The following is a 21498-nucleotide window of genomic DNA, read 5'->3' as shown; positions in this document are numbered from 1 at the left end:
ATATAAGTTTTCTTTTTTTGCAGTATTGCAACTGGCCGGAAATATCGGTTTGCTATCGCATGGGGGGCGGCGCACCGTATAATCGACGGGCATTCATCTATCCTCATGGAGTTCCATTTGCACTTGCCGATCCGCTACCCCAATATGCCGCAGTTGCTGCTCAAGGCCCGCGACAGCCTGCTCCAGCATTTCCGCCCCATCCTCAATCACTTCGGCGTGACGGAGCAGCAGTGGCGCATCATGCGTGCGCTCAACGAAAGCCCGACCCTGGAACCGCGCGAGCTGTGCAAGATATGCCAGATTTCCAGTCCCAGCATGAGCGGCATCCTGGCGCGCATGGAAGAAATCGGCTTGATCGGGCGCAGCAAGTTCGAAGGCGACCAGCGCCGCCGCAAGGTGCACCTGTCGGAAGCGGGCGCCAGCCTGCTAATGCAAATGGGCAAGTTGATCGACCTGCAGTATGCCCACCTGGAAGCGGCCTACGGCAAGCAGGTATTCGAAGACATGCGCCGCGCGCTGGAAGCCTTCCTTGCCCTCGAAACCCTGCCGGTGGCGCCCGCCATCCTGCGCTGAGCTCCGCTCCATCCCCCCATTTTCCCTGCCTGAGCATTGATCTGGCGCGTGTTTTTCAACACGCGCCGCCGCTGCTTTCCCCATGCCCGTTCCGCGCATTGCAGCCGCTTGCCGGGCGTGCGACTGCGCGTCTGCCGGTTTTGCTATAAGACTACGCCTTACAGTCAATCACTTACATGTGAGTAAATAAGCGTATAATTTGTGTCACTTGATCCAGATCAAGAAGAAAAGCGGACGCCCCGCTCATCGGATGGGGCGGCAACGCGGCGCCACGCCGGTATGTCGCCGTCACGGCGGCAATGCTTGTCGGGCGCACAACAAAACAGGAAAGTCAGGAAGAAAATGAACACACCATGCATGCGCGCTGCGGCGCTGGCCGTCTCCACGCTCATCGGCGCAAACGTTTGCGCCCAAAGCAATGTCACCATCTATGGCGTAGTCGACGCGGCCACCGCCTACGCGAGCAATCAGGGCGGCAAATCGAATACCTACATGCGCAGCGGAAGCTTGTCCGCCAGCAAGATCGGTTTCCAGGGCGTGGAAGACCTGGGCGGCGATCTGAAAGCGCTGTTCTTGCTGGAAAACGGTTTTGAAAGCGATACGGGTGCACAAAGTTCGGCCAGCTCCCTGTTCAACCGCCAGGCTTACGTGGGCCTGCAATCGACAGCCTACGGCACTCTGACGGCCGGGCGCCAGTACACGCCGTACTATCTGCTGGTGGGTTCCTTGGCGTCGAGCAACGTCTTGACGGGCGCGACCGGCGCCCATCCTGGCGATATCGACGGACTCGATACGACCGTGCGCATCAGCAATTCCGTCACCTACAGCATGCCCGCATGGCGCGGCCTGCAGGCGAGCGCGCAATACGGCTTCGGCGAAGCGGCCGACGGCAATGCCGCGGGCAGCAGCTTCAGCGCCGCCGTCAAGTACAGCACCTCGCCGGCCGAATTCGCGCTCGGCTACCTGAAACTGAAAAATGGACAGCATGGCGCCGGCTGGAGCGACAACGCCTCGGGCAGCTTCGGCATCTCCGCCATCAACCAGGGTTACGCCTCGGCGGAAAGTATCGAATTCATCGCCGCCAGCGCACGCTACACCATGGGCAAGTGGATGGTGGGCGCCAATGCCAGCAACGTGCAATACCAGGCCGGCAGCCGCTCGGCCTTCCGCGACACGGCCATCTTCAACACGGCCGGCCTGATCTCGAGCTACCAGCTGACGCCGCAGTGGTTCCTGTCAGCCGGCTACAGCGACACCTTCGCCAGCCACGCCAACGGCGTGTCGGACCGCGCGCGCTACCGCCAGCTGTCGTTCGAACAGCATTACGCGCTGTCGAAGCGCACGGCGATCTACCTGATCGAAGCGCGCCAGCTGGCGCGTGGCCAGACCCTGGGCCAGGGCGGAGCCATCGTCGACGCCGTCGCCTCGGTCGGCGATGCGCAAAACGGCACGCCGTCGTCGAACGGCGGCCAGACGGTGGTGATGGTCGGTCTCAAGCATTCTTTCTGAACGGTTGCTGAACTCACGGGAGCTTCAATTGGACGCTACACATCACAAGGAGGGCTGCGGTCCTCTGAATCCCGGCCGCCGCATGGTGCTGGCCGGCCTGCTGTCGGCTTCGGCCGCGGCGCTGATCCCCTGGGCGCTGGCCGAACCGGTCGCCAGTGCGGAGCAGGGCGCCTTTTTGGGCGTGTCGGCCATGCTGGTGGGGCGGCAAGTGCTCGACCCCGTGCTGGCCAAACGCCTGTACCACGCGCTGGTGGCGCAGGACGCGGCCTTCCCCACGAAGGTGCGCGCGCTGCTGGCCCTGATCAATGCGCAGGGCCTGCAGGCGGCCGGCCTGCAGGAAGCGCTCGACGGGCTAGCTCCGGCCCAGGCGCCGCTGGCGGCCTTGCCGCGCCAGATTGCCAGCGCCTGGTACCTGGGTATCGTCGGCACGGGCGAGGCGGCCGTCTGCGTCGCCTACGAGCAGGCGCTCAACGCAGCCGTCGTGGCCGATGTGCTCAAGCCTCCCACGTATTCCTACGGCGCCTACGGCAGCTGGGCCAGAAAACCAATTTAAGGAGCCATCATGGCTGAAGCACTCTCCGCCGATTACCTCGTCATCGGCTCCGGCATCATCGGCTCGCTGGCCGCGCGCAAACTCGCGCTGGCGGGCGCCTCGGTGCTGATCCTGGAAGCGGGTCCGCGCGTGTCGCGCGGCGAAATCGTCGCCCGCTTCCGCAACACGACGCGCCGCAGCGACTGGATGTCGCCGTATCCGTCCGTGGACACGGCGCCGCACCCGATCTACCAGCCGAAAGATAACGGCTACCTGGTGCAGGCCGGCCCGTATCCGTACCCGGCCGAATACATCCGTCAGTTCGGCGGCACTTCGTGGCACTGGGCCGCGCAGGCGTGGCGCAACGTGCCGAACGATTTCCGCATCCATTCCTTGTATGGCGTGGGTGTCGACTGGCCCATCAGCTATGCAGACCTGGAGCCGTTCTACCAGGAAGCGGAAGATATCATGGGCGTGTCCGGCGCGGACAACACGGGTTCGCCGCGCAAGCAGGCATTCCCGATGGACCCCGTGACGGAGCCGTACGCCATGCGCCGCATCCGCGAGCGCCTCGACCCGTCGTTCAAGGTGGTGGGCAACACGGTGGCGCGCAACAGCGTCGGCTATGACGGGCGTCCGGCCTGCTGCGGCAACAACAGCTGCCAGCCGATCTGCCCCATCGACGCGCAATACCACGGCGGCATCGCCGCGCAGCAGGCGGAAGCAGCGGGCGTGAAGATCGTCTGCAATGCCAACGTCTACAAGCTGGAACACGACGCGCAGGGCCGCATCACGGCCGCCCTGTACTACGATGTGGATAAAAAAAGCCACCGGGTCACGGCCAAGACCTTCATCCTGGCCGCCAACGGCATCGAAAGCCCCCGATTGCTGCTCGTTTCCGCCTCGGACAAGTACCCGAACGGCCTGGCCAACAGCAGCGACATGGTGGGCCGCAACCTGATGGACCATCCGAGCACCTCGATCACCTTCGACGCCGATGAAGACCTGTGGCTGGGCCGCGGCCCGCAAAGCCCCAATTCCATCAACACCATGCGCGATGGCGATTTCCGCAGCCAGCATTCGCCATACCGCCTGGATTTCACGAACATCTCGCGCGTGGATGGCGCCACCAGGGAATTGATCGGCAAGGGGGTGTTTGGTGAAGCGTTCGAACAGCAGCTGCGTTTCCGCTCGGCCCGCGAAATGAGCCTGAAGAACGTGCTGGAAGTGCTGCCGAACCCGGAAAACCGCATCGCTCTCAGCAGCGAAAAGGACGCCATGGGCATCCCCAAGCCGCAGGCGCATTATGCGATCGACGAGTACACGAAGCGCGGCCACGAGCGTTCGAAGCAGGATTTCGAACAGATCGCCAAACTGATGGGCGGCACCAATCTGCGCCACAGCAAGGAGGGCGTGTTCGCCAACAACCAGCACATCTGCGGCACCCTGTCGATGGGTTCCGACCCGGCCAAGGCCGTGTGCGACCAGTGGGGCCGCACCTTCGACCACGCCAACCTGTTCCTGTGCAGCACCGGCGTGCTGCCCACGTCCGGCACCTGCAATTCGACGGAAAACGGCCTGGCCGTGGCCCTGCGCACCGTCAAGCATATCCTCGACGAACAACAGGGAGGAACGGCATGATGGCGGCTTTCCGAATGGCGGCGGGCGCTGCGCTGCTGTCCCTGGCCTTGCCCGTGCTGGCGGCTGACAAGGCCGCGCCCGATGCGGCGGCGATCGAACGTGGCCGCTACCTGGCCACGGCCGGCGACTGCATCGCCTGCCACAGCGTGCCTGGCGGCAAACCGATGGCGGGCGGCCTGGCTCTGGCGACGCCATTGGGCGCCGTCTATGCCACCAACATCACGCCATCGACCACGCATGGCATCGGCAACTACACGCTGGCGCAGTTTTCAAGCGCCGTGCGCCACGGCGTGCGGGCCGACGGCGCCAACCTGTACCCGGCCATGCCCTACACGGCTTACGCCAAGGTGACGGACGAGGACACGGCCGCCCTGTACGCCTACTTCATGCACGGCGTGGCGGCGGTCGATACGGCGCCGGCGCACAAGACGGACTTGCCGTTCCCGTTCAATATCCGCCTGTCGATGGCGGGCTGGAACTGGCTGTTCCTCGATAAAAGACCGTTCGTGGCCGATGCGGCCAAGAGCATGGAGTGGAACCGCGGCGCCTACCTGGCGCAAGGGCTGGCCCACTGCACCACGTGCCATACCCCGCGCAATGCGCTGATGGCCGAGCAGCTGTCGCAGGAGCTGGGCGGCGCCGACCTGGGTACCTGGCATGCGCCGAACATCACGTCGGACGTCAACAGCGGCGTGGGCGGCTGGAGCCAGCAGGAGCTGGTCTCCTACCTGCGCACGGGCCGCGCGGCCAACAAGGCGCAGGCGGCCGGCCCGATGGCCGAAGCCATCGACCATAGCCTGAAGCACCTGAGCGATGCGGACCTGCACGCCATCGCGCACTACGTCAGGAGCGTCCCCGCGATCCGCGACAAGGCGGACGTGAAACCGGTGACGCAATGGGGCCAGGCGGGTGACGAGTTGAATGCCATACGCGGCGTGCCGCTGCCGCAAAACTTGAACAAGATGTCGGGTGCGCAGCTGTACGATGCGCAGTGCGCCAGCTGCCACCAGGCCAGGGGCGAGGGTAGTTTCGACGGCAGCCTGCCGCCGCTGTTCCACAACTCGGTGACGGGCCGCAGCAACAGCAACAACCTGGTGATGGCGATACTCGATGGGGTGGCGCGCCAGGATGGCAACGGTAGTCATGCTGCAGGCCACCTGATGCCGGCCTTCCGCCAGACCCTGTCGGATGAGCAGATCGTCACCCTCGGCAATTACGTGCAGAAGATGTATGGCAACCCCGATGTGACAGTGACGGCGGAACAGGTGACGACCTTGCGCAATGGCGGCGCGCCGTCCAACCTGATCGGCCTGGCCCGCGCGGGCATCATCGTCGGCGTGCTGGCGTTGCTGGCCTTGCTGTTGTGGTGGCGGGGACGGCGGCGCAAGGCGGTGTAAGCGTAATCCCATGGCAAATACTGGGGTCGGATTCGAAAGGGTCCGGCCCCTTTTTCATGCCGCATGATTGCAACTCGTTTGCATGTGCGAGGAATATGTACTATCATTAGTTACATGAGGCGCGACAGCAAACTATCATCGATCCTCCATGTGCTGCTGCACATGGCCCACGCGGGACGCCCGATGACGTCCGAGGAACTTTCCGGCTACCTGGACACCAACCCCGTGCTGGTGCGGCGCGTGATGGCCGGCTTGCGCGAACGCGGCTACGTGGCGTCGGTCAAGGGCCATGGCGGTGGCTGGCGCATCGTCTGCGACTTGCACAGCGTGACCCTGCAAGACATTTACGTGGCCGTGGGTTCGCCCACCGTCTTCGCCATGGGCAACCGCGTCGACCAGCCGGGCTGCCTGGTCGAGCAAGTGGTGAACCAGGCGCTGGCCGGCGCTTTCGATGAAGCCGAGGCGCTGCTGATCCAGCGCTTTGGTGCTGTCACCCTGGCCGACCTGGCCGAACGTTTCAGCCAACAGTACGCCTTACACCGAGGAGCAGCACATGCACATTCCTGAACCGCACAGCGCCACGTTTGACGCCATCATCATCGGCGGCAGCTATGCTGGCCTGTCCGCCGCCACGCAACTGGCGCGCGCCCGCCGCCGCGTGCTGGTGATCGACGGCGGCCAGCGCCGCAACCGCTACGCCAGCCATTCCCACGGTTTTCTGACCCGTGATGGCAGCGGGACAGCCGCCATCGCCGCCAAGGGCAAGGCGCAACTGCTGGCGTATGCCACCGTTACCTGGCGGGACGGGACGGCCTTGCAGGCGGCCAGCAGCAATGGCGACGGCTTCGACGTGACCCTGGCGGACGGCAGCGTCGTGCATGGCCGCCGCCTGGTGCTGGCCACCGGCGTGATCGACGAGCTACCGCCCGTCGAAGGCCTGGCCGAACGCTGGGGCAGCAGCGTCTTTCACTGCCCGTATTGCCATGGCTATGAGCTGGAGCAGGGCGCCATCGGCGTGCTGGCCACGGGGCCCCTGTCCATGCACCACGCCCTGATGCTGCCCGACTGGGGCACGGTCACCTTTTTCCTGAATGGCGCATTCGAGCCCGATGCGGCGCAGCTGGCGCAACTGGCCGCGCGCGGCGTGACAGTGGTGCGTATGCCCGTGGCGCAGATCGACGGGGTAGCCGATGTGGTCATGGCGGACGGCAGCCGCCACGTCATGGCCGGGCTGTTCGTGGCGACTCGCACCCGCCTGGCCAGTGCCCTGGCCGACGAATTGGGCTGCGCGCTGGAAGAGGGTGCCATGGGGCCGTTCGTGCGCACCGACGAGCAAAAGGCCAGCAGCGTGCCAGGCGTCTTCTGTTGCGGCGACGCGGGCCGCATGGCTGGCAGCGTGGCGTTCGCGGTGGCCGATGGTGCCATGGCGGGCGTGGCAACGCACCGCTCGCTGATGTTCGGGCTGGATCAGGCGGCGAAACCGCCATCGATCTTCAGCCCGGCGCCCGTGACGAACGCCGCTTCTTCGCTGGCCAGGTAAGCCACCATGCCGGCGATTTCATCGGCCGTGCCGTGGCGGGGCAGGGCCATCAGGCCGTGCATCAGGTCGGCGAAATCGCCCGTCGGCGGGTTCATGTCCGTGGCGACGGGGCCCGGTTCGACGTTGTTGATGGTGATGCCGCGCGGGCCCAAGTCGCGCGACAGGCCTTGTGTCAGGCCGCTCAGCGCCGACTTGCTCATGGCGTAGGCGGCCGCGCCGCCGAACGGCATGCGGTGCGCATTCGTGCTGCCGATATTGATGATGCGCCCGCCCGTCTGCATGTGCGCCACGGCCGCCTTGATGGCGACAAAGACGGCGCGCACGTTGACGGCCACGGTCTTGTCGAAGTCTGCCAGCGAGAAATCATCGATGGCGCCGGGCAGGAATACACCCGCATTGTTGACGAGGATATCGACACGGCCAAACTGCGCCGCCACCTGGTCGATGGCCGCCGTCAGGGCGGTGGCGTCGGCCGCATCGGCTTGCACGCTCTTGGCCTTGCCGCCGGCCGCTTCCACCTTGGCGGCCAGTGCCTGCGCTTCCGCGGCGGAGCTTTGATACGTGAAGACGACGCTGGCGCCCTGGCTGGCCAGGCGGCGCACGATGGCGGCGCCGATGCCGCGCGAGCCGCCCGTCACAAATGCGATCTTGTCTTGCAGTGGCAAAGCAGTACTGGTGGTGGCTTGGGTTTGCATGATGTGCTTTCTGTGTGGGGAATCGAGAAGCTCAGTATCTGCCTTCGATTGCCTGCGCGCTAGCCATGAATCGCTACAATCACTTTCAACCATTACTATCAAATGAGCGGGTAGAATAGGCGCATGGACGCCCTCAATCACTTGCAATCGTTTGTGCTGTCTGCCGAGCTGGGCAGCTTTTCGGCCGCTGCGCGCCGCCTGGGGCTGACGCCGGCGGCCGTCAGCAAGAATGTGGCGCGGCTGGAAGCGAGTCTCGGACTGCGGCTGTTCCAGCGCAGCACGCGCCGCCTGACCCTGACGGAAGGGGGCGAGCGCTTTCTGCAGCAGGTCAAAGGCGCCCTGTCCACCTTGCGCGAAGCGATCGCCGGCGTGGCGGAAGAGGGCGGCCAGCCGGCCGGCATCCTGAAAATCAGCATGGCGCCGTCGTTCGGGCGCAGCTACGTGGTGCCGCTGCTGGGCGACTTCATCGCCCGCTACCCGGGCGTGGTGCCGGACTGCCATTTCGACAACCGGCAGGTGGACTTGATCGGCGAAGGGTTCGATGTCGCCATCGGCGGCGGCATCGAGCTGACGCCGGGCGTGGTGGCGCGCGAACTGGGGCACGTCCACGTCGTCGCCACGGCGTCGCCCGCCTTCATGCAGGGCAAGGCCATGCCCGTGCATCCGTCAGACCTGGCCCACTTCGATGGCGTGGCGCGCCGTTCGGCCGGCAGCGGGCGCTTGCGCAGCTGGACACTGCGCGACGGGCAGGGCGGCGAAGGCGTGGCCGAATGCCGGCCGCGCGCCATCTTCGACGACCCGGACGCGATGGCGCAGGCGGCCGTCATGGGCGTTGGCGTGGCGCTGCTGCCTATGGCGCACGCGCTCGACCACCTGCGCAGCGGCGCCCTGATCCGCCTGCTGCCCGGCTGGCATGCCGATTCCGGCCCCCTGTCCGTATACTATGCCAGCAAGAAGCTCTTGCCCGCGAAGACGCGCGTGTTCGTCGATTTTTTGCTGGAGCAGTTCCGCCAGCGCGATTTCGCCGCGCAGATGCGGCCCGATTAGCCAATGAAAATTTTCCATGCCTAGTAATTACAGCCTGTTTTACACCTTTGACGGCGATCAGCCGGCCTGCTTCCGGGAAGCGCGCGTGTTTGGCGCGACCGTCTGGACGGCCGCCGGCGCGGCCATGACCTGGGGCGAAGAAACGCGCAAGGACTACGCCAGCGAGGCGCAGGCGCACGCCGCGTACCTGGCCCACTGTCATGCAGCGCTCGCCGACGGCTACACGCTGGCGCGCGCCATGCTCATCGACCCGGCCGTCTTTGATTTCGCGCTGCTGCACACCCTGGTGGCGGACGCCGCGCGCCTGGCTTTTGACTGCGTGCGGCGTGCGCATCCCGGCCAGCGCATCGACGCCTTCGCCCTGGTAAGCGACGACAGCGCCATGACCATCGGCCCCATGGCGAATAGCCGCGAAGCGCTGGCCGCTTCGGAATACGGCGAAGAGATGCTGTGGAACCCGGCCGAATGGGCGTTTGACGAAGGGGGCGCGTACTTCGACAGCGCCTACCGTTTGCTGCTGCAGGCGCACCGCGAACTGCCGTTTGACGTCGATTTCGACACTTTCCGCGCCGGTGTGTTCGACGCCTGCATCGCGGCGCTGGCACAGCTTGACGCCGAACGGGTATTCGGCACGGGCGTGCAGCGCGACGAGAGCGTGCTGCTGTTCGAGGTCAGCGACAGCGAAGCGGTGCAAGGCGCGATGGCGCGCCTGAATCCGCCGGCCGTGGTGGTGCGTTTCGAGGCGTGGATGGCCAGTTGGGCCGACTAAATTCTACGCCGCCACCAGCCTTAACCTCGTAATCTCCGCCGGCGCACCGATGCGTTTCGGCGGACCCCAGTACCCGGTGCCGCGGCTGACATAAATCCACAGGCGGCCGCGCCGGTGCAGACCCGCCACGTACGGCTGCTGCAGCGGCACGAACAAATTCCACGGCCAGAATTGTCCCCCGTGCGTGTGGCCCGACAATTGCAGGTCGTAGCCGGCCGCTTCGGCCTCGGGCGCGCTGCGCGGCTGGTGCGCCAGCAGGACGCGGGGGATGCCGGTCGGCGCGCCGGCGATGGCCGCTTGCGGGTCGCTTTTCTGGGCCGGATCGAAGGCGGCCGCATTGAAATCGGTGACGCCGGCCAGCGCCAGGCGCGCGCCGTCATGCTCGAGCACCGCATGTTCGTTCATCAGCACGCGCAAGCCCAGGCGGCGAAATTCCGCCACCCACGATGCGGCGCCCGAATAGTATTCGTGGTTGCCCGTCACGAGGAAGACGCCATGGCGCGCGCGCAACTGGCCCAGCGGCGCCGTGTGGCTGCCCAGTTGCGCCACCGTGCCATCGACCACGTCGCCCGTGATGGCGATGATGTCTGCCTGCAGGCTGTTGGCGCGCGCGACGATGGCTTCCACGTAGGCGCGCTGGATGGTGGCGCCCACGTGGATGTCGCTCAGTTGCACGATGGTATAGCCCTGCAAGGCGGCCGGCAGGCCGGAGATGGGCACCGTCACTTCGCGCACGCGCGCCACGCGGCGGGCGTTGATGAAGCCGACGACGGTGGCCAGCAGCGCCACGGCCAGGGCCGCCACGGCGGACGCCTGCGCATGCTGGCGGACGGCGGGGATCAGCATCAGCAGTTCGCGCAGCACGGTCAGCACGAACAGCGAGGAAAAAAAGCCCATGCATAGCGAACCGGCCCAGCTCAGACGGTCGGCCAGGCGCGCATCGCCCGTAACGGCGCGCGCGAAGATGGTCATCGGCATGAGCATGGTCGAGGCCAGCAAGACGGCGCCGCCCAGCAGCCAGCCGGCCAGGCCGACGGGGAGCGACGGCAGCAGCAGCCAGCCCAAGAGGGCGTGCAGGGCGCCCAGTATCATGGTGATGCGCAGCAGCGGCGTGCGGGTGGTCATGTCATGCTTCCAGAGGTGAGGCGGCCGCCGATTATAGCCGACGCCCTGGCGACAGGCAGCCGGCCCCCGCTCATGGTGCGATATGCAGTCCCAGCATGGCCAGCTTGGCGAAATCGACGGGCTTGGCGAAGTGCTCGTTGAAGCCTGCTTGCATCGCCGCCTGGCGGTCGTGTTCCTGGCCATAGCCGGTCAGTGCGATGAGCAGGAATTGCTGCGGGATCGGCAACTGGCGCAGCTTGCCGGCCACGTCGTAGCCGCTCATGTCGGGCAGGCCGATGTCGAGAAAGACGATGTCGGGCTTGAATTCCAGCGTGCGCTCGGTCGCTTGCGCCCCCGTGTAGGCCGTGCGCACCGTGTGGCCGTACATTTCGAGCAATTCGGCCAGGGTATCGGCCGCATCGCAATTGTCGTCGACGACGAGGATGCGCTGGCTGCCGCCGGTGGCCGCCTGCGGCGCTGGCGCGGCCGGCGGCGGCACGTTGGCGTCGAGCGGCAGGGTGACTTCGAAGGTGCTGCCCAGTCCCACGCCGGGGCTGTGGACGCCGACCTGGCCGCCGTGCAAGGTCACCAGATTGCGCACCAGCGACAGGCCGATGCCCAGGCCGTCCTGCACCCGGTCGGGCGAGTGGCCGCTTTGCTCGAACAGGCCGAAGATGCTGTCGATGCTGGCGGCGGCGATGCCGATGCCGTTGTCGCAGAGGCGTATGCGCACGTTATCGCCTTCGCGCACGGCGGAAATGGCGATGCGCCCGCCCGGCGCCGTGAACTTGGCCGCGTTGAGCAGCAGGTTGGCGACGATCTGCGACAGGCGCACGGCGTCGCCGCAGACCCACAGTTCTTCCTGGGGCAGGTGCACGTCCAGTGTATGGCCGCGCGCTTCGACGCTGTGCGAACTCGTTTCCAGCGCGCTGCGGATGACGCTGGCCAGGCTCACGCTTTCCCATTGCAGCGAGATTTTTCCCTGTGAAATGCGCGATACGTCGAGCAGGTCGTCCACCAGCCGTACCAGGTGGTCCGTATGGCGGCCGATGGTGCGGCGCGCATTGTCCTGCACGGCCGGCACGACGGGGTCGAGCTTGCACAGCAGGGCCAGCGCCGTGCGGATGGGGCCCAGCGGGTTGCGCAATTCGTGCGCGAGCGTGGCCAGGAATTCATCCTTGCGTCGGTCCACGTCGCGCAGCGCGCGCTCGACCCGTCCCAGGCGCAGCAGCGCCTTGACGTTGGCGATCAGTTCATCGGCCTCGATCGGCTCGACCAGGTAATTGTCGGCGCCGCCATCGAGGGCGCGGATCTTGTCGGCCGTGCCGATGCACGACGCCGACGTCTGCAGCACCAGGATGGTGTTCGTCTCGGCGCCGCCCTTCAATTGGCGGCATACTTCCAGGCCGTTGATGTCGGGCAGCTTGACGTCGAGCAGGATCAGGTTCGGGCGGTCCTGGCGGGCGCGCAGCAGCGCGTCGCCCCCGTTCGACGCTTCGATGACCTTGAAGCCGGCGCGTTTGAGGATGCGCGACTTGGCGTAGCGTGCGCCGTCGCTGTCATCGACGTTGAGGATCAGAGCATCGCTGTTGTTATCCGGTAGCATGCGCATTGTCCCAGGTGGTTGTGCCTTGCGGCGGAACCGGCTCTTGCCGGTGGTGTGGATGGCCGATCAGCGCGCGCAGGGTGGCCAGCAATTGCTGGCGCGGCAGCGGCTTGACGTAGTAGGCGTCGGCGCCCAGTGCCAGGCCCTTGCGCACGTCGTCGATCTCGGTGGCGACGATGACGGGCACCTGGCGCCGCAGCGGGTCGTTTTTCAGCTCGGCCAGCCAGTGCCAAGCCGTTTCGCCGTGCAGCACGATGTCGAGGATGACGGCGGCGGGGCGCTGCTGTTCCCAGCGCTCCTGCGCTTCGCGCACGCTGCGCGCGGGAACCACGCGAAATTCGCTGCCGGCCAGGAATTTTTCATACAGCAGGCGCACGGGCGGATTGTCTTCCACCACCAGTACCGGTATGCGCTGGTCGTTGCCATTGTCGTTGGCCGGCGCGCAGGGCGGCAGGCTGCCTTCGGGCGCATGGTAGCTGGCGGGCAGGACGACGGAAAACAGCGAGCCGTGGCCCGGCGTGCTTTCCACGCTCACCGTGCCATTGAGCAGCGTGGCCAGGTTGCGGCACAGGGGCAGGCCCAGGCCCGTGCCCTTGACCTTGCGCTGCATGTGGTTTTCCACCTGGCTGAATTCCTCGAAGATCAACTGCACGTCTTCGGCGGCGATGCCCAGGCCCGTGTCGCAGACGGAAAAGCGGATTGCATCCTGCTCCGGCAATGGGGTGGCGCAGACGATGATGGCGCCCGCTTCCGTGAACTTGAGGGCGTTGGAGATGAAGTTGCGCAGGATTTGCGACAGCTTGCCTTCATCCGTATGGATCTGCAGCGCCGGATCGGGGGCGATGAAGGTGAGCGTGAGCGAGTCGGACACCAGCAGCGGGCGCAGCATGCCGCGCAGGGCGCTGAACAGGTCGGCCACTTGAAAACTGTTGGCATGCACGTCGACCTTGCCCGCCTCGATCTTGGCCAGGTCCAGCAGGTCGTTCACCAGGTCGCTCAGGCTGACGGCGCTTTGCAGGATGAACAGCACCTGCTTTTCCTGTTCCTCCGACAGCTCGCCGTCGATGCGCTCGAGCAGCAGCTTGGACAGGGCGCGGATGGAGCTGAGCGGCGTGCGGAATTCATGGCTCATGTTCGACAGGAAGCGCGACTTCATCTGGTCGGCGCGGCGCAGGTGGTCGGCCTTTTCATCGAGTTCCGCGAACAGCGCCACCACGCCCCGGTTGGTGTCTTCCAGTTCGCGCGTCAGCTGCAATAAATCGTCCTGGCGCGTTTTCAGTTCGGCCAGGGTGGCGAGCAGTTCGCGGTTCTGCTGCAGCACTTCGGACAGCGTGATGTCCGGCGGCAGCGCCTGCAGGCTGCCGGACAGCGCACCGATCATGGCTCCGTCGAGCAGGCGCGCGTCGCGCGCAAACAGCTTGTGCAGCGTGATTTGCGTGCCATCGCCAGGCGCGCTGCGGATGTGGCAGCGGTCCATCAGGCGCTGCGCGCCCAGGATGCCCAGGCCCATGCCCGTCGGCGAGCGGTAGCTGCCGGCCAGTATCTGGTCGAGCTGCTCGATGCCGGGGCCCTGGTCCTCGATGCGGATGCTGAGCACCTGCGGCGCCGTCTGGCCATCGATGGCGAAATGCACCTTGCCGCTGCCGGCGTAGTTGTAGACGTTGCGCGCCAGTTCCGACACGGCCGTGGCGATGCGCACCTGGTCCTGCACGCCGAAGCCGCACAGGGCGGCGATCTGCCGCGCGCGCTGGCGCGCCCCCACCACATCGAGTTCGCTGCCGATATGGGCCGTCAATATGCGTTGTGTCATGCTGTTTCGCTCCTTTCCGCGGTGGCGGCCTGCTGTTCCTCGTGTTCGCGCAGGACCACCACCGTGACGTCGTCGCGCCCGCGCGCAAAATCGCGGTACAGCACGGCGGCGACGAGGCTCGGGTGGCAGTGCGCCAGGCCCGGATAGCGTTCCAGGTCCCAGCGCGTGTGCAGGCCGTCGCTATGCATGATCAAGGTCGTCCCCGGCTGCCATGGATAGCAGAATTCCTGCACCTTGCGCAGATTGCTGCCGACGATGCCGTTATGCGACAGCAGATGCCGGCGCTGCTGCGCGTCGAAGGCGCAGGCGGCGATGTTGCCCACGCCCGCATAGCGCAACTGGCGGGAGGCGCTGTCGATATGCGCCACCGCCAGGGCCGCGCCGCGCGTGGCGCGCAGGGCGCCGTGGGCCAGTGCGATGAAGGGGGCGGGCAGGGGCGGCAAGCCGGGCGTGTCGTGCTCCAGCAGGGCGCTGGCGCATTCCGAGGCGCGCGCCGCCAGCGGGCCGTGGCCCAGTCCATCGGCCACCATCAGACTCAGTTCATGGCCTTCGCACACGACGTTCCAGGCGTCGCCGCACACCTGTTCCGAGGCCAGCGGCAGGCACACGGCGCCGATCTGCCAGTTCGGACGGGCCGGGATGGCGCTGCTGGCGTCCGGGCCCCAGGCCACCATCATCAGCACCGTGCCCTTGCCGGGCGCCGTGTACAGGTCGAATTCCTGGCTCAATCGGCGTATCGCGCCCAGGCCCACGCCGTAGGTGCCCGCGGTGGAATGGCCATCCTGCATGTACTGGCGCACATTCGCCATGCCCGGGCCGCTGTCGATGGCCAGCACTTCGATGCCGGCCATGCCGCCGCGCAGCACCTTGCGCAGCAGGATTTCGCCGCGCTGCGCGTGCTTGACGATGTTGGTGGCCGCTTCGCTGATGATGATGGCCAGCTGGCCCGTGCGCACGTCGTCGAAGCCGATGCGGCGCGCCAGTTCGTTGCCGGCGCGGCGGGCCGCGGCAATCTCGCTCGGTTCGCCGATGGGAAAAGTTCTTTGCCTGAGAATGTCAGGCTGCGGTTCCTGGTGGTTCAAAACAGCTTCCATTTCGCGATGGTGACGGTGGTGCCCGCGCCGGGCGCCGTGTCGATGTGAAATGCGTCGGCCAGGCGCTTGGCGCCGCCCAGCCCCAGTCCCAGTCCGCCGCCGCTGGTATAGCCATCGGTCAGCGCCAGGGCAATATCGTCGATGCCCGGTCCTGCGTCGACAAAGCGCAGTTCCAGGCCCTGGCGCGCGCCATCGCTGACGCGCGCGATGCGCGCTTCGCCGCCGCCGCCGTAGCGCAGGGTGTTGCGCGCCAGTTCGCTGGCCGCCGTGATGATCTTGGTCTGTTCGATCAGGCCAAAGCCCATGGCGACCATGCTGTCGCGCACCTGCTTGCGCAGCCGCACGACGTCTTCCTCGCTGTGCAGGGGCAGGATCTGCTGCACCGCGGCCTGCGCCCGCGCCTGTGCCTGCGCGCCTAGCACGGCGCCCCCGTCAAGCGCATGCGCCGCCCCGTTCCAGCAGCTTGATGCCCAGCTCCACGTTGAGCGCCGTGCTCACGCCTTCCAGGGTCAGGCCCAGTTCCACCAGGGTGATGGCGACGGCCGGCTGCATGCCGACGACCACGGTGCGCGCGTCGAGGATTTTCGCCATCGCCGCCGTGTTGCTGATCATGCGGCCGATGAAGGAGTCGACGATATCGAGCGCGGAAATGTCGATCAGCACGCCCGTCGCCTGGTCCGTCACGATGCGCGTGGTCAGGTCGTCCTGCAGTGCCATCGCCAGGCGGTCATGCATGTCCACCTGGATCGTCACCAGCAGCAGCCGGCCCATGCGTAAAATGGGGATTCTCTCCATAGGCGCCTCAGTGTTGTTGCTGCTGGAAGGTGATGCTGGAACCCGTGCGTTTCAGGGCCACGACGAAGGCGTCGGCCAGGGTGGCCTTGGTCATGACGTCTTCCAGGTTCACGCCCAGGTGCACGATGGTTTGCGCGATCTGTGGGCGGATGCCGCTGATGATGCAGTCGGCGCCCATCAGGCGCGCGGCGGCGATGGTTTTCAGCAGGTGCTGCGCCACCAGCGTGTCGACCGTGGGCACGCCCGTGATGTCGATGATGGCGATCAGCGCGCCCGTGTCGACGATCTTTTGCAGCAGGCTTTCCATCACCACCTGCGTGCGGGCGCTGTCGAGGGTGCCGATCAGGGGCAGGGCCAGCACGTTTTGCCACAGCTGCACCACGGGCGTGGACAGTTCCAGCAATTCCTGCTGCTGGCGCAGTATCACCTGTTCGCGCGCCTTCTGGTAGATGGCGATGGTCAGCAGGCCCAGCTCGTCGAACAATTTGCTGGTGCCGACGATGGCGTCGCCCAGCTCCTGCGGCTGCGCCGTGATTTGCTGGCGCAGGTAGGTGAACAGCGGTTCCTTCAACGCGAACATGAAGCTGGCCGTGTCGATCGGCGAATAGCCCTGGCGCACGCGCGATTGCGATATTTCCGCCAGCAGCTGGCGCGTATCGTCCCAGGCGCCGCCTTCGATGTCGAACGCGTCGCCGCTGTCCAGCGCGCCCGCCAGCAGCGGCAGCAATTGCGCTGCCTGCTGGCGCAGCTCGTTTTCCGCGATCTTGTCGCGCCGCACCAGGCGTGCGATCAGGCCGGCCATCCAGCCGTCCAGCAGTTGCGTGTGATGTTCGCTGATGATGCTGGCCAGTTGCTGCGCCTGGCCCGTGCCCGACTTGTTTTTCATGCTCATCCTTGGCTGGAGTGGAGGGTGCGGCGCGGCCGCAAACGGGCTCGCGCTGTGATGAATAAATTATAGGCAAGCGTGTCCGTAGCCTGTGTTCTGTGCCGCACATAGTGGCGCATGTCGTTCCAGATTTCCTCAGGAAACACCTATGCATTTAAAGATGCATGTAATTTGCATGTTTATGTGAATTCCGCTACACTGGCAGCACTCAACAAGAGAAACACGCCATGAATATCGACAAATTCAAACAGCAGCACCTGACCATCCTGGCCGCCATCGATGACTTGCGCCAGCTGGCGCGCGGCGGCGTCGCCGCACAGGCGCAAGCCATTGCCGAACAGATCGTCGCCATGAGCGGCTTGATCAAGCTGCACCTGGCCGTCGAGCAGCGCTACCTGTATCCGGCCGCGCAAGCGTCCGGTGTTTCCCGGGTGGCCCAGCTGGGACGCCAGTACGAAAACGAGATGCACGGCATCGCCGGCGCCTACCTGGATTTCGCCGGCCGCTGGAACACGCCCGTGCGCCTGGAAGCCGAACCGGAAGCCTTCCGCAGCGAAGCCAATACCGTGCTGCACGCGCTGTTCCAGCGCATGCGGCGCGAGGATCACGATCTTTATCCGGCCATTGAATCACTGGCCTGAAACCGCTTACCCATATATGCACAGGAGTTCCACATGCTGACCCAAGAACAACGCGCCATCATCACGGCCACCGTCCCCATCCTCGAGCAGGGCGGTGAAGCGCTGACGCGCCACTTTTACAAGAATCTGTTCCGCGACCATCCCGAAGTGCTGCCGTACTTTAACCAGGCGCACCAGCACAGCGGCGACCAGCAGCGCGCGCTGGCCAATGGCGTGCTGATGTATGCCAAGCATATCGATAAACTGGAGGCGCTGGGCGACCTGGTGGCCACCATCGTCAACAAGCACGTGGCCCTGCAGATCCGCGCCGAACACTATCCGCTGGTGGGCGCCAGCCTGCTGCAAGCCATCCGCGAAGTGCTGGGTGAAGAAGTCGCCAGCGACGCCGTCATCGATGCCTGGGGCGCGGCCTACGGCCAGCTGGCCGACATCCTGGCCGGCGAAGAAGGGCGCATCTACAAGGCGCAGGCCGCCGCGCCGGGCGGCTGGAGCGGCGCGCGCGATTTTCTGGTGCGCAGCAAGACGGTGGAAAGCGCGGAGATCACCTCGTTCCTGATGGCGCCCGCCGATGGCCAGCCCGTGCTCGACTTTGCGCCCGGTCAATATATCGGCGTGCTGGCCAGCGTCGATGGCGTGCCCATGCGCCGCCAGTATTCCTTGTCCGCCGCCAGCAATGGCCAGACTTACCGCATCAGCGTCAAGCGCGAAGAGGGCGGCAAGGTGTCGAATTTCTTCCACGACCACGTGCAGGCGGGCGACACCGTGCAGCTGACGCCGCCATCGGGCGACTTCGTGCTGACGGACAGCGACAAGCCGCTGGTGTTGATCAGCGGCGGCGTGGGCATCACGCCCACGCTGGCCATGCTGACGGCGGCCCTGCGCGGCAAGCGTGCCGTGCATTTCATCCACGCGGCGCGCAACCAGGGCGTGCATGCGTTCCGCGCGCAGATCGACGCACTGGCCGCGCAGCATCCGCAGCTGCAGCGTTATTACTGCTACGCGGAACATGGCGGCGAACAGGATGCGCCGGACGCCGTCGGCTTGCTCAATAAAGAGCAGCTCGGTCACTGGCTGCCGGTTTCGCGCGACGTCGACGCCTACTTCCTGGGACCGCAGCCATTCATGCGGGCCGTCAAGCAATACTTGCGCGAGCTGGGCGTGCCGGAACAGCAGACGCACCATGAGTTCTTCGGACCGGCTGCCGCCTTGAACTGATTTTTTCTGCCTTGTGTTGCCCCCGCGAGAAAAAACTGCTGCCGTAAGGGGCGGGTAAGCCTCGCGCTGTACTGTGGATCCAAGCTCGCACAAAAGAGCACGCTTTTACATAACAGGAGGCAACACAATGCATGACGATCTGGTTCAAAAAATCAAGGGAGACCCCAGCTATCATCGGCTGGTCAAGGTGCGCTCGCGCTTCGGCTGGGCGCTGACGGGCCTGATGATGCTGGTGTACTACGGCTACATCCTGCTCATCGCCTTCAACAAGGAATTTCTGGCCACGAAAACGGGCGCCGGCGTCATGACCTGGGGCATGCCGATCGGCCTGTTCGTCATCGTGTTTACCGTGCTGATCACCGGCATTTATGTGCGCCGCGCCAACAAGCAATTCGACGACCTGACCAGCGCCATTCAGGCACGGGTGCAAGCATGAGCGCCGCCAAGCATGCGCTGCGTGGCGCGTCTTGCCTGAGCGCCCTGGCGTTGCTGGGAGCGAGCAATGCCGCGTTCGCGGCCGGCGCCGACCTGGGCCAGGCAGTCAAGCAACCGACCAATTGGACGGCGATCATCATGTTCGCCGCCTTCGTCATTTTTACCTTGTTCATCACCAAGTGGGCGGCCGCGAAGACCAAGTCGGCCTCCGATTTCTACACGGCCGGCGGTGGCATCACGGGCTTCCAGAATGGCCTTGCGATTGCTGGCGACTATATGTCGGCCGCCTCCTTCCTCGGTATTTCCGCCGCCGTGTTCCTGAACGGCTACGATGGCCTGATCTACGCCATCGGCTTCCTCGTCGGCTGGCCCATCATCACCTTCCTGATGGCCGAGCGCCTGCGTAACCTGGGCCGCTACACGTTTGCCGACGTGGCCGCCTACCGCTTCAAGCAGGCGCCGATCCGCATTTTCTCCGCTTCCGGCACCCTCGTCGTCGTGGCCTTCTACCTGATCGCGCAGATGGTGGGCGCGGGCCAGTTGATCAAGCTGCTGTTCGGTCTGGAATACTGGATCGCCGTCGTCCTGGTCGGTACATTGATGATGATCTACGTGCTGTTTGGCGGCATGACGGCCACCACCTGGGTGCAGATCATCAAGGCCGTGATGCTGCTGGGCGGCGCCACCTTCATGGCCGTGGCCGTGCTGGCGCAATTCAACTTCAGCCCTGAAGCGCTGTTCGCCAAGTCGGTGGACGTGCACGCGACCAAGGAAGCGATCATGGGCCCAGGTTCCTTCATCAAGGACCCGATCTCGGCCATTTCGTTCGGCATGGCGCTGATGTTCGGCACGGCTGGTTTGCCGCACATCCTGATGCGCTTCTTCACGGTGCCAAGCGCCAAGGAAGCGCGCAAATCCGTGTTCTGGGCCACCACCTGGATCGCCTACTTCTACATCCTGACTTTCATCATCGGCTTTGGCGCCATCGTACTGGTGAGCACCAATCCCGACTTCAAGGATGCTGCCGGCAAGCTGCTGGGCGGTAACAACATGGCGGCCGTGCACCTGGCCAAGGCCGTGGGCGGCAACGTGTTCCTCGGCTTCATGTCGGCGGTCGCGTTTGCCACCATCCTGGCCGTCGTGGCGGGCTTGACCCTGTCGGGCGCATCGGCCGTGTCGCACGATCTGTATGCCACCGTTATCAAGAAGGGCAAGGCCACGGGCGCCAACGAATTGAAAGTGTCGCGTGTGACGACGATCGTGCTGGGCATTATCGCCGTGGTGCTGGGCATCGCCTTCGAGAAGCAGAACATCGCCTTCATGGTCTCGCTGGCCTTCGCGATTGCCGCCTCGGCCAACTTCCCCGTGCTGTTCATGTCGGTGCTGTGGAAGGATTGCACCACGCGGGGCGCCACCATCGGCGGCTTCCTGGGCTTGACCACGGCCGTCGCGCTGACGGTGGTGTCGAAGTCCGTGTGGGTCGACGTGCTGGGCCATGGCGAAGCGCTGTTCCCGTATGCCTCGCCGGCGCTGTTCTCGATGACGGCAGGCTTCGTCGGCATCTGGCTGTTCTCGGTGCTCGACAAGAGCCCGCGCGCGCGCATCGACCGCGCCGGCTACGAAGCGCAGCAAATGCGTTCGGAGACGGGCATCGGCGCGGCAGGCGCCAGCGCGCATTGATGTTGTAGATAGTTAATGCAGGAAACAATGCCCGGTTCGCCGGGCATTGTTGTTTTTGCTGCGCGCTTACTTTGCCACGCGCAGGGGAATCACGCCCGCCGCCAGCGCAGGCGCGCCCGGCGTCGCGTCGAGTATCGATGCCAGGGTCACCGTGTCGAGCACGGCGAGGAAAGCGGCCGTGGCCTGGCCCAGCTTGGTCTTCAGCAGGCAATCGGGCGTCAGCGGGCAGGTATTGTTTTCCTTGTTAAAACATTCCGCCATGAAGAAATCGTTTTCCGTTTCGCGCACCACGGTGCCGATATTGATCTCGGCCGGGTCGCGCGCCAGGCGCAGGCCGCCATTCCTTCCACGCACCGTTTCCACGATGCCGGACAGGCCCAGCTGGTGCACCACCTTCATCAGGTGATTCTTTGAAATCGCATGCAGGTCGGCGATGTCCTGGATGGTCACGAGGCGGTCGCGGTGCACACCCAGGTACATCAGGGTGCGCAAGGTGTAGTCAGTGTAGGCAGTCAGTCGCATGGGAGAA

At 65.4% G+C, this 21498-nt stretch carries 22 protein-coding genes; 13 read left to right on the top strand and 9 right to left on the bottom strand.

The annotated features are described in order from the left end of the window. Positions 1-117 precede the first annotated feature (117 nt). From hpaR to AC54AF_RS15820, 7 genes are all read left to right on the top strand, one after another. Complete coding sequence (gene hpaR / locus AC54AF_RS15850) at positions 118-573, top strand: homoprotocatechuate degradation operon regulator HpaR (RefSeq protein ID WP_496637312.1); 456 nt, start codon at positions 118-120, stop codon at positions 571-573. A gap of 342 nt (positions 574-915) precedes the next feature. Continuing rightward, a complete protein-coding gene (locus tag AC54AF_RS15845; protein WP_496637311.1) occupies positions 916-2082 on the top strand; it encodes a porin in 1167 nt (388 codons plus the stop codon). A 28-nt stretch (positions 2083-2110) separates the two neighbouring features. After that, complete coding sequence (locus AC54AF_RS15840) at positions 2111-2635, top strand: sugar dehydrogenase complex small subunit (RefSeq protein WP_496637310.1); 525 nt, start codon at positions 2111-2113, stop codon at positions 2633-2635. Between the two features lie 9 nt (positions 2636-2644). Beyond that, positions 2645-4255, top strand: a complete 1611-nt coding sequence (locus AC54AF_RS15835; protein WP_496637309.1) for a GMC family oxidoreductase — start codon at positions 2645-2647, stop codon at positions 4253-4255. Continuing rightward, positions 4252-5652, top strand: a complete 1401-nt coding sequence (locus AC54AF_RS15830; protein ID WP_496637308.1) for a c-type cytochrome — start codon at positions 4252-4254, stop codon at positions 5650-5652. The genes AC54AF_RS15835 and AC54AF_RS15830 overlap by 4 nt, the downstream gene beginning before the upstream one ends. 114 nt (positions 5653-5766) lie before the next feature. Next, complete coding sequence (locus AC54AF_RS15825; RefSeq protein WP_496637307.1) at positions 5767-6219, top strand: RrF2 family transcriptional regulator; 453 nt, start codon at positions 5767-5769, stop codon at positions 6217-6219. Further along, a complete protein-coding gene (locus AC54AF_RS15820; protein ID WP_496637306.1) occupies positions 6206-7192 on the top strand; it encodes an NAD(P)/FAD-dependent oxidoreductase in 987 nt (328 codons plus the stop codon). Before AC54AF_RS15825 ends, AC54AF_RS15820 begins: the two co-directional genes overlap by 14 nt. Here the strand turns inward: AC54AF_RS15820 and AC54AF_RS15815 are convergent. Beyond that, positions 7120-7887 (bottom strand): SDR family oxidoreductase, encoded by a 768-nt coding sequence (locus tag AC54AF_RS15815; RefSeq protein ID WP_496637305.1) that lies wholly within the window; start codon positions 7885-7887, stop codon positions 7120-7122. The genes AC54AF_RS15820 and AC54AF_RS15815 overlap by 73 nt on opposite strands. 123 nt (positions 7888-8010) lie before the next feature. Between AC54AF_RS15815 and AC54AF_RS15810 the strand changes: the two genes are divergently transcribed. Beyond that, positions 8011-8934: a LysR family transcriptional regulator gene (locus AC54AF_RS15810; protein ID WP_496637304.1), complete on the top strand. Its 924-nt coding sequence runs from the start codon at positions 8011-8013 to the stop codon at positions 8932-8934. A gap of 16 nt (positions 8935-8950) precedes the next feature. Continuing rightward, positions 8951-9703, top strand: coding sequence for a DUF4303 domain-containing protein (locus AC54AF_RS15805; RefSeq protein WP_496637303.1), 753 nt, complete (start codon positions 8951-8953; stop codon positions 9701-9703). A gap of 3 nt (positions 9704-9706) precedes the next feature. Here the strand turns inward: AC54AF_RS15805 and AC54AF_RS15800 are convergent, their stop codons facing one another. The 7 genes from AC54AF_RS15800 to AC54AF_RS15770 form a co-directional block, all read right to left on the bottom strand. Next, positions 9707-10828: a metallophosphoesterase gene (locus AC54AF_RS15800; RefSeq protein ID WP_496637302.1), complete on the bottom strand. Its 1122-nt coding sequence runs from the start codon at positions 10826-10828 to the stop codon at positions 9707-9709. A 70-nt stretch (positions 10829-10898) separates the two neighbouring features. Further along, a complete protein-coding gene (locus tag AC54AF_RS15795; protein ID WP_496637301.1) occupies positions 10899-12413 on the bottom strand; it encodes an ATP-binding response regulator in 1515 nt (504 codons plus the stop codon). Then, the gene (locus tag AC54AF_RS15790) at positions 12400-14223 is read right to left on the bottom strand and encodes an ATP-binding protein (protein ID WP_496637300.1); all 1824 of its coding nucleotides are present in this window, start codon (positions 14221-14223) and stop codon (positions 12400-12402) included. The genes AC54AF_RS15795 and AC54AF_RS15790 overlap by 14 nt, the downstream gene beginning before the upstream one ends. Then, complete coding sequence (locus AC54AF_RS15785; protein ID WP_496637299.1) at positions 14220-15305, bottom strand: ATP-binding SpoIIE family protein phosphatase; 1086 nt, start codon at positions 15303-15305, stop codon at positions 14220-14222. Before AC54AF_RS15785 ends, AC54AF_RS15790 begins: the two co-directional genes overlap by 4 nt. Continuing rightward, a complete protein-coding gene (locus tag AC54AF_RS15780) occupies positions 15302-15739 on the bottom strand; it encodes an ATP-binding protein (RefSeq protein WP_496637298.1) in 438 nt (145 codons plus the stop codon). The genes AC54AF_RS15785 and AC54AF_RS15780 overlap by 4 nt, the downstream gene beginning before the upstream one ends. Before the next feature lie 10 nt (positions 15740-15749). Then, on the bottom strand, positions 15750-16112 hold the full coding sequence (locus AC54AF_RS15775; protein ID WP_496637297.1) for an STAS domain-containing protein: 363 nt from the start codon (positions 16110-16112) through the stop codon (positions 15750-15752). 7 nt (positions 16113-16119) lie between these two features. Continuing rightward, on the bottom strand, positions 16120-16998 hold the full coding sequence (locus tag AC54AF_RS15770) for an STAS domain-containing protein (protein WP_496637296.1): 879 nt from the start codon (positions 16996-16998) through the stop codon (positions 16120-16122). A 227-nt stretch (positions 16999-17225) separates the two neighbouring features. On the opposite strand from AC54AF_RS15770, the gene AC54AF_RS15765 reads away from it, so the two are divergent. From AC54AF_RS15765 to AC54AF_RS15750, 4 genes are all read left to right on the top strand, one after another. Continuing rightward, positions 17226-17639, top strand: a complete 414-nt coding sequence (locus AC54AF_RS15765; RefSeq protein WP_131689727.1) for a hemerythrin domain-containing protein — start codon at positions 17226-17228, stop codon at positions 17637-17639. Positions 17640-17672: 33 nt separating this feature from the next. Continuing rightward, positions 17673-18854, top strand: a complete 1182-nt coding sequence (gene hmpA / locus AC54AF_RS15760) for an NO-inducible flavohemoprotein (protein ID WP_496637295.1) — start codon at positions 17673-17675, stop codon at positions 18852-18854. A gap of 127 nt (positions 18855-18981) precedes the next feature. Beyond that, positions 18982-19290: a DUF485 domain-containing protein gene (locus AC54AF_RS15755; protein WP_131689725.1), complete on the top strand. Its 309-nt coding sequence runs from the start codon at positions 18982-18984 to the stop codon at positions 19288-19290. Continuing rightward, positions 19287-20969 (top strand): cation acetate symporter, encoded by a 1683-nt coding sequence (locus AC54AF_RS15750; protein ID WP_496637294.1) that lies wholly within the window; start codon positions 19287-19289, stop codon positions 20967-20969. Before AC54AF_RS15755 ends, AC54AF_RS15750 begins: the two co-directional genes overlap by 4 nt. Before the next feature lie 66 nt (positions 20970-21035). Here the strand turns inward: AC54AF_RS15750 and AC54AF_RS15745 are convergent, their stop codons facing one another. Then, positions 21036-21491 (bottom strand): RrF2 family transcriptional regulator, encoded by a 456-nt coding sequence (locus tag AC54AF_RS15745; protein ID WP_496637293.1) that lies wholly within the window; start codon positions 21489-21491, stop codon positions 21036-21038. Positions 21492-21498: the final 7 nt, after the last annotated feature.

Source organism: Janthinobacterium sp. JF4 (genome assembly GCF_059617925.1).
The sequence above is the reverse complement of the archived record's forward strand: the minus strand, read 5'-3'. Positions and strand labels throughout refer to the sequence as shown.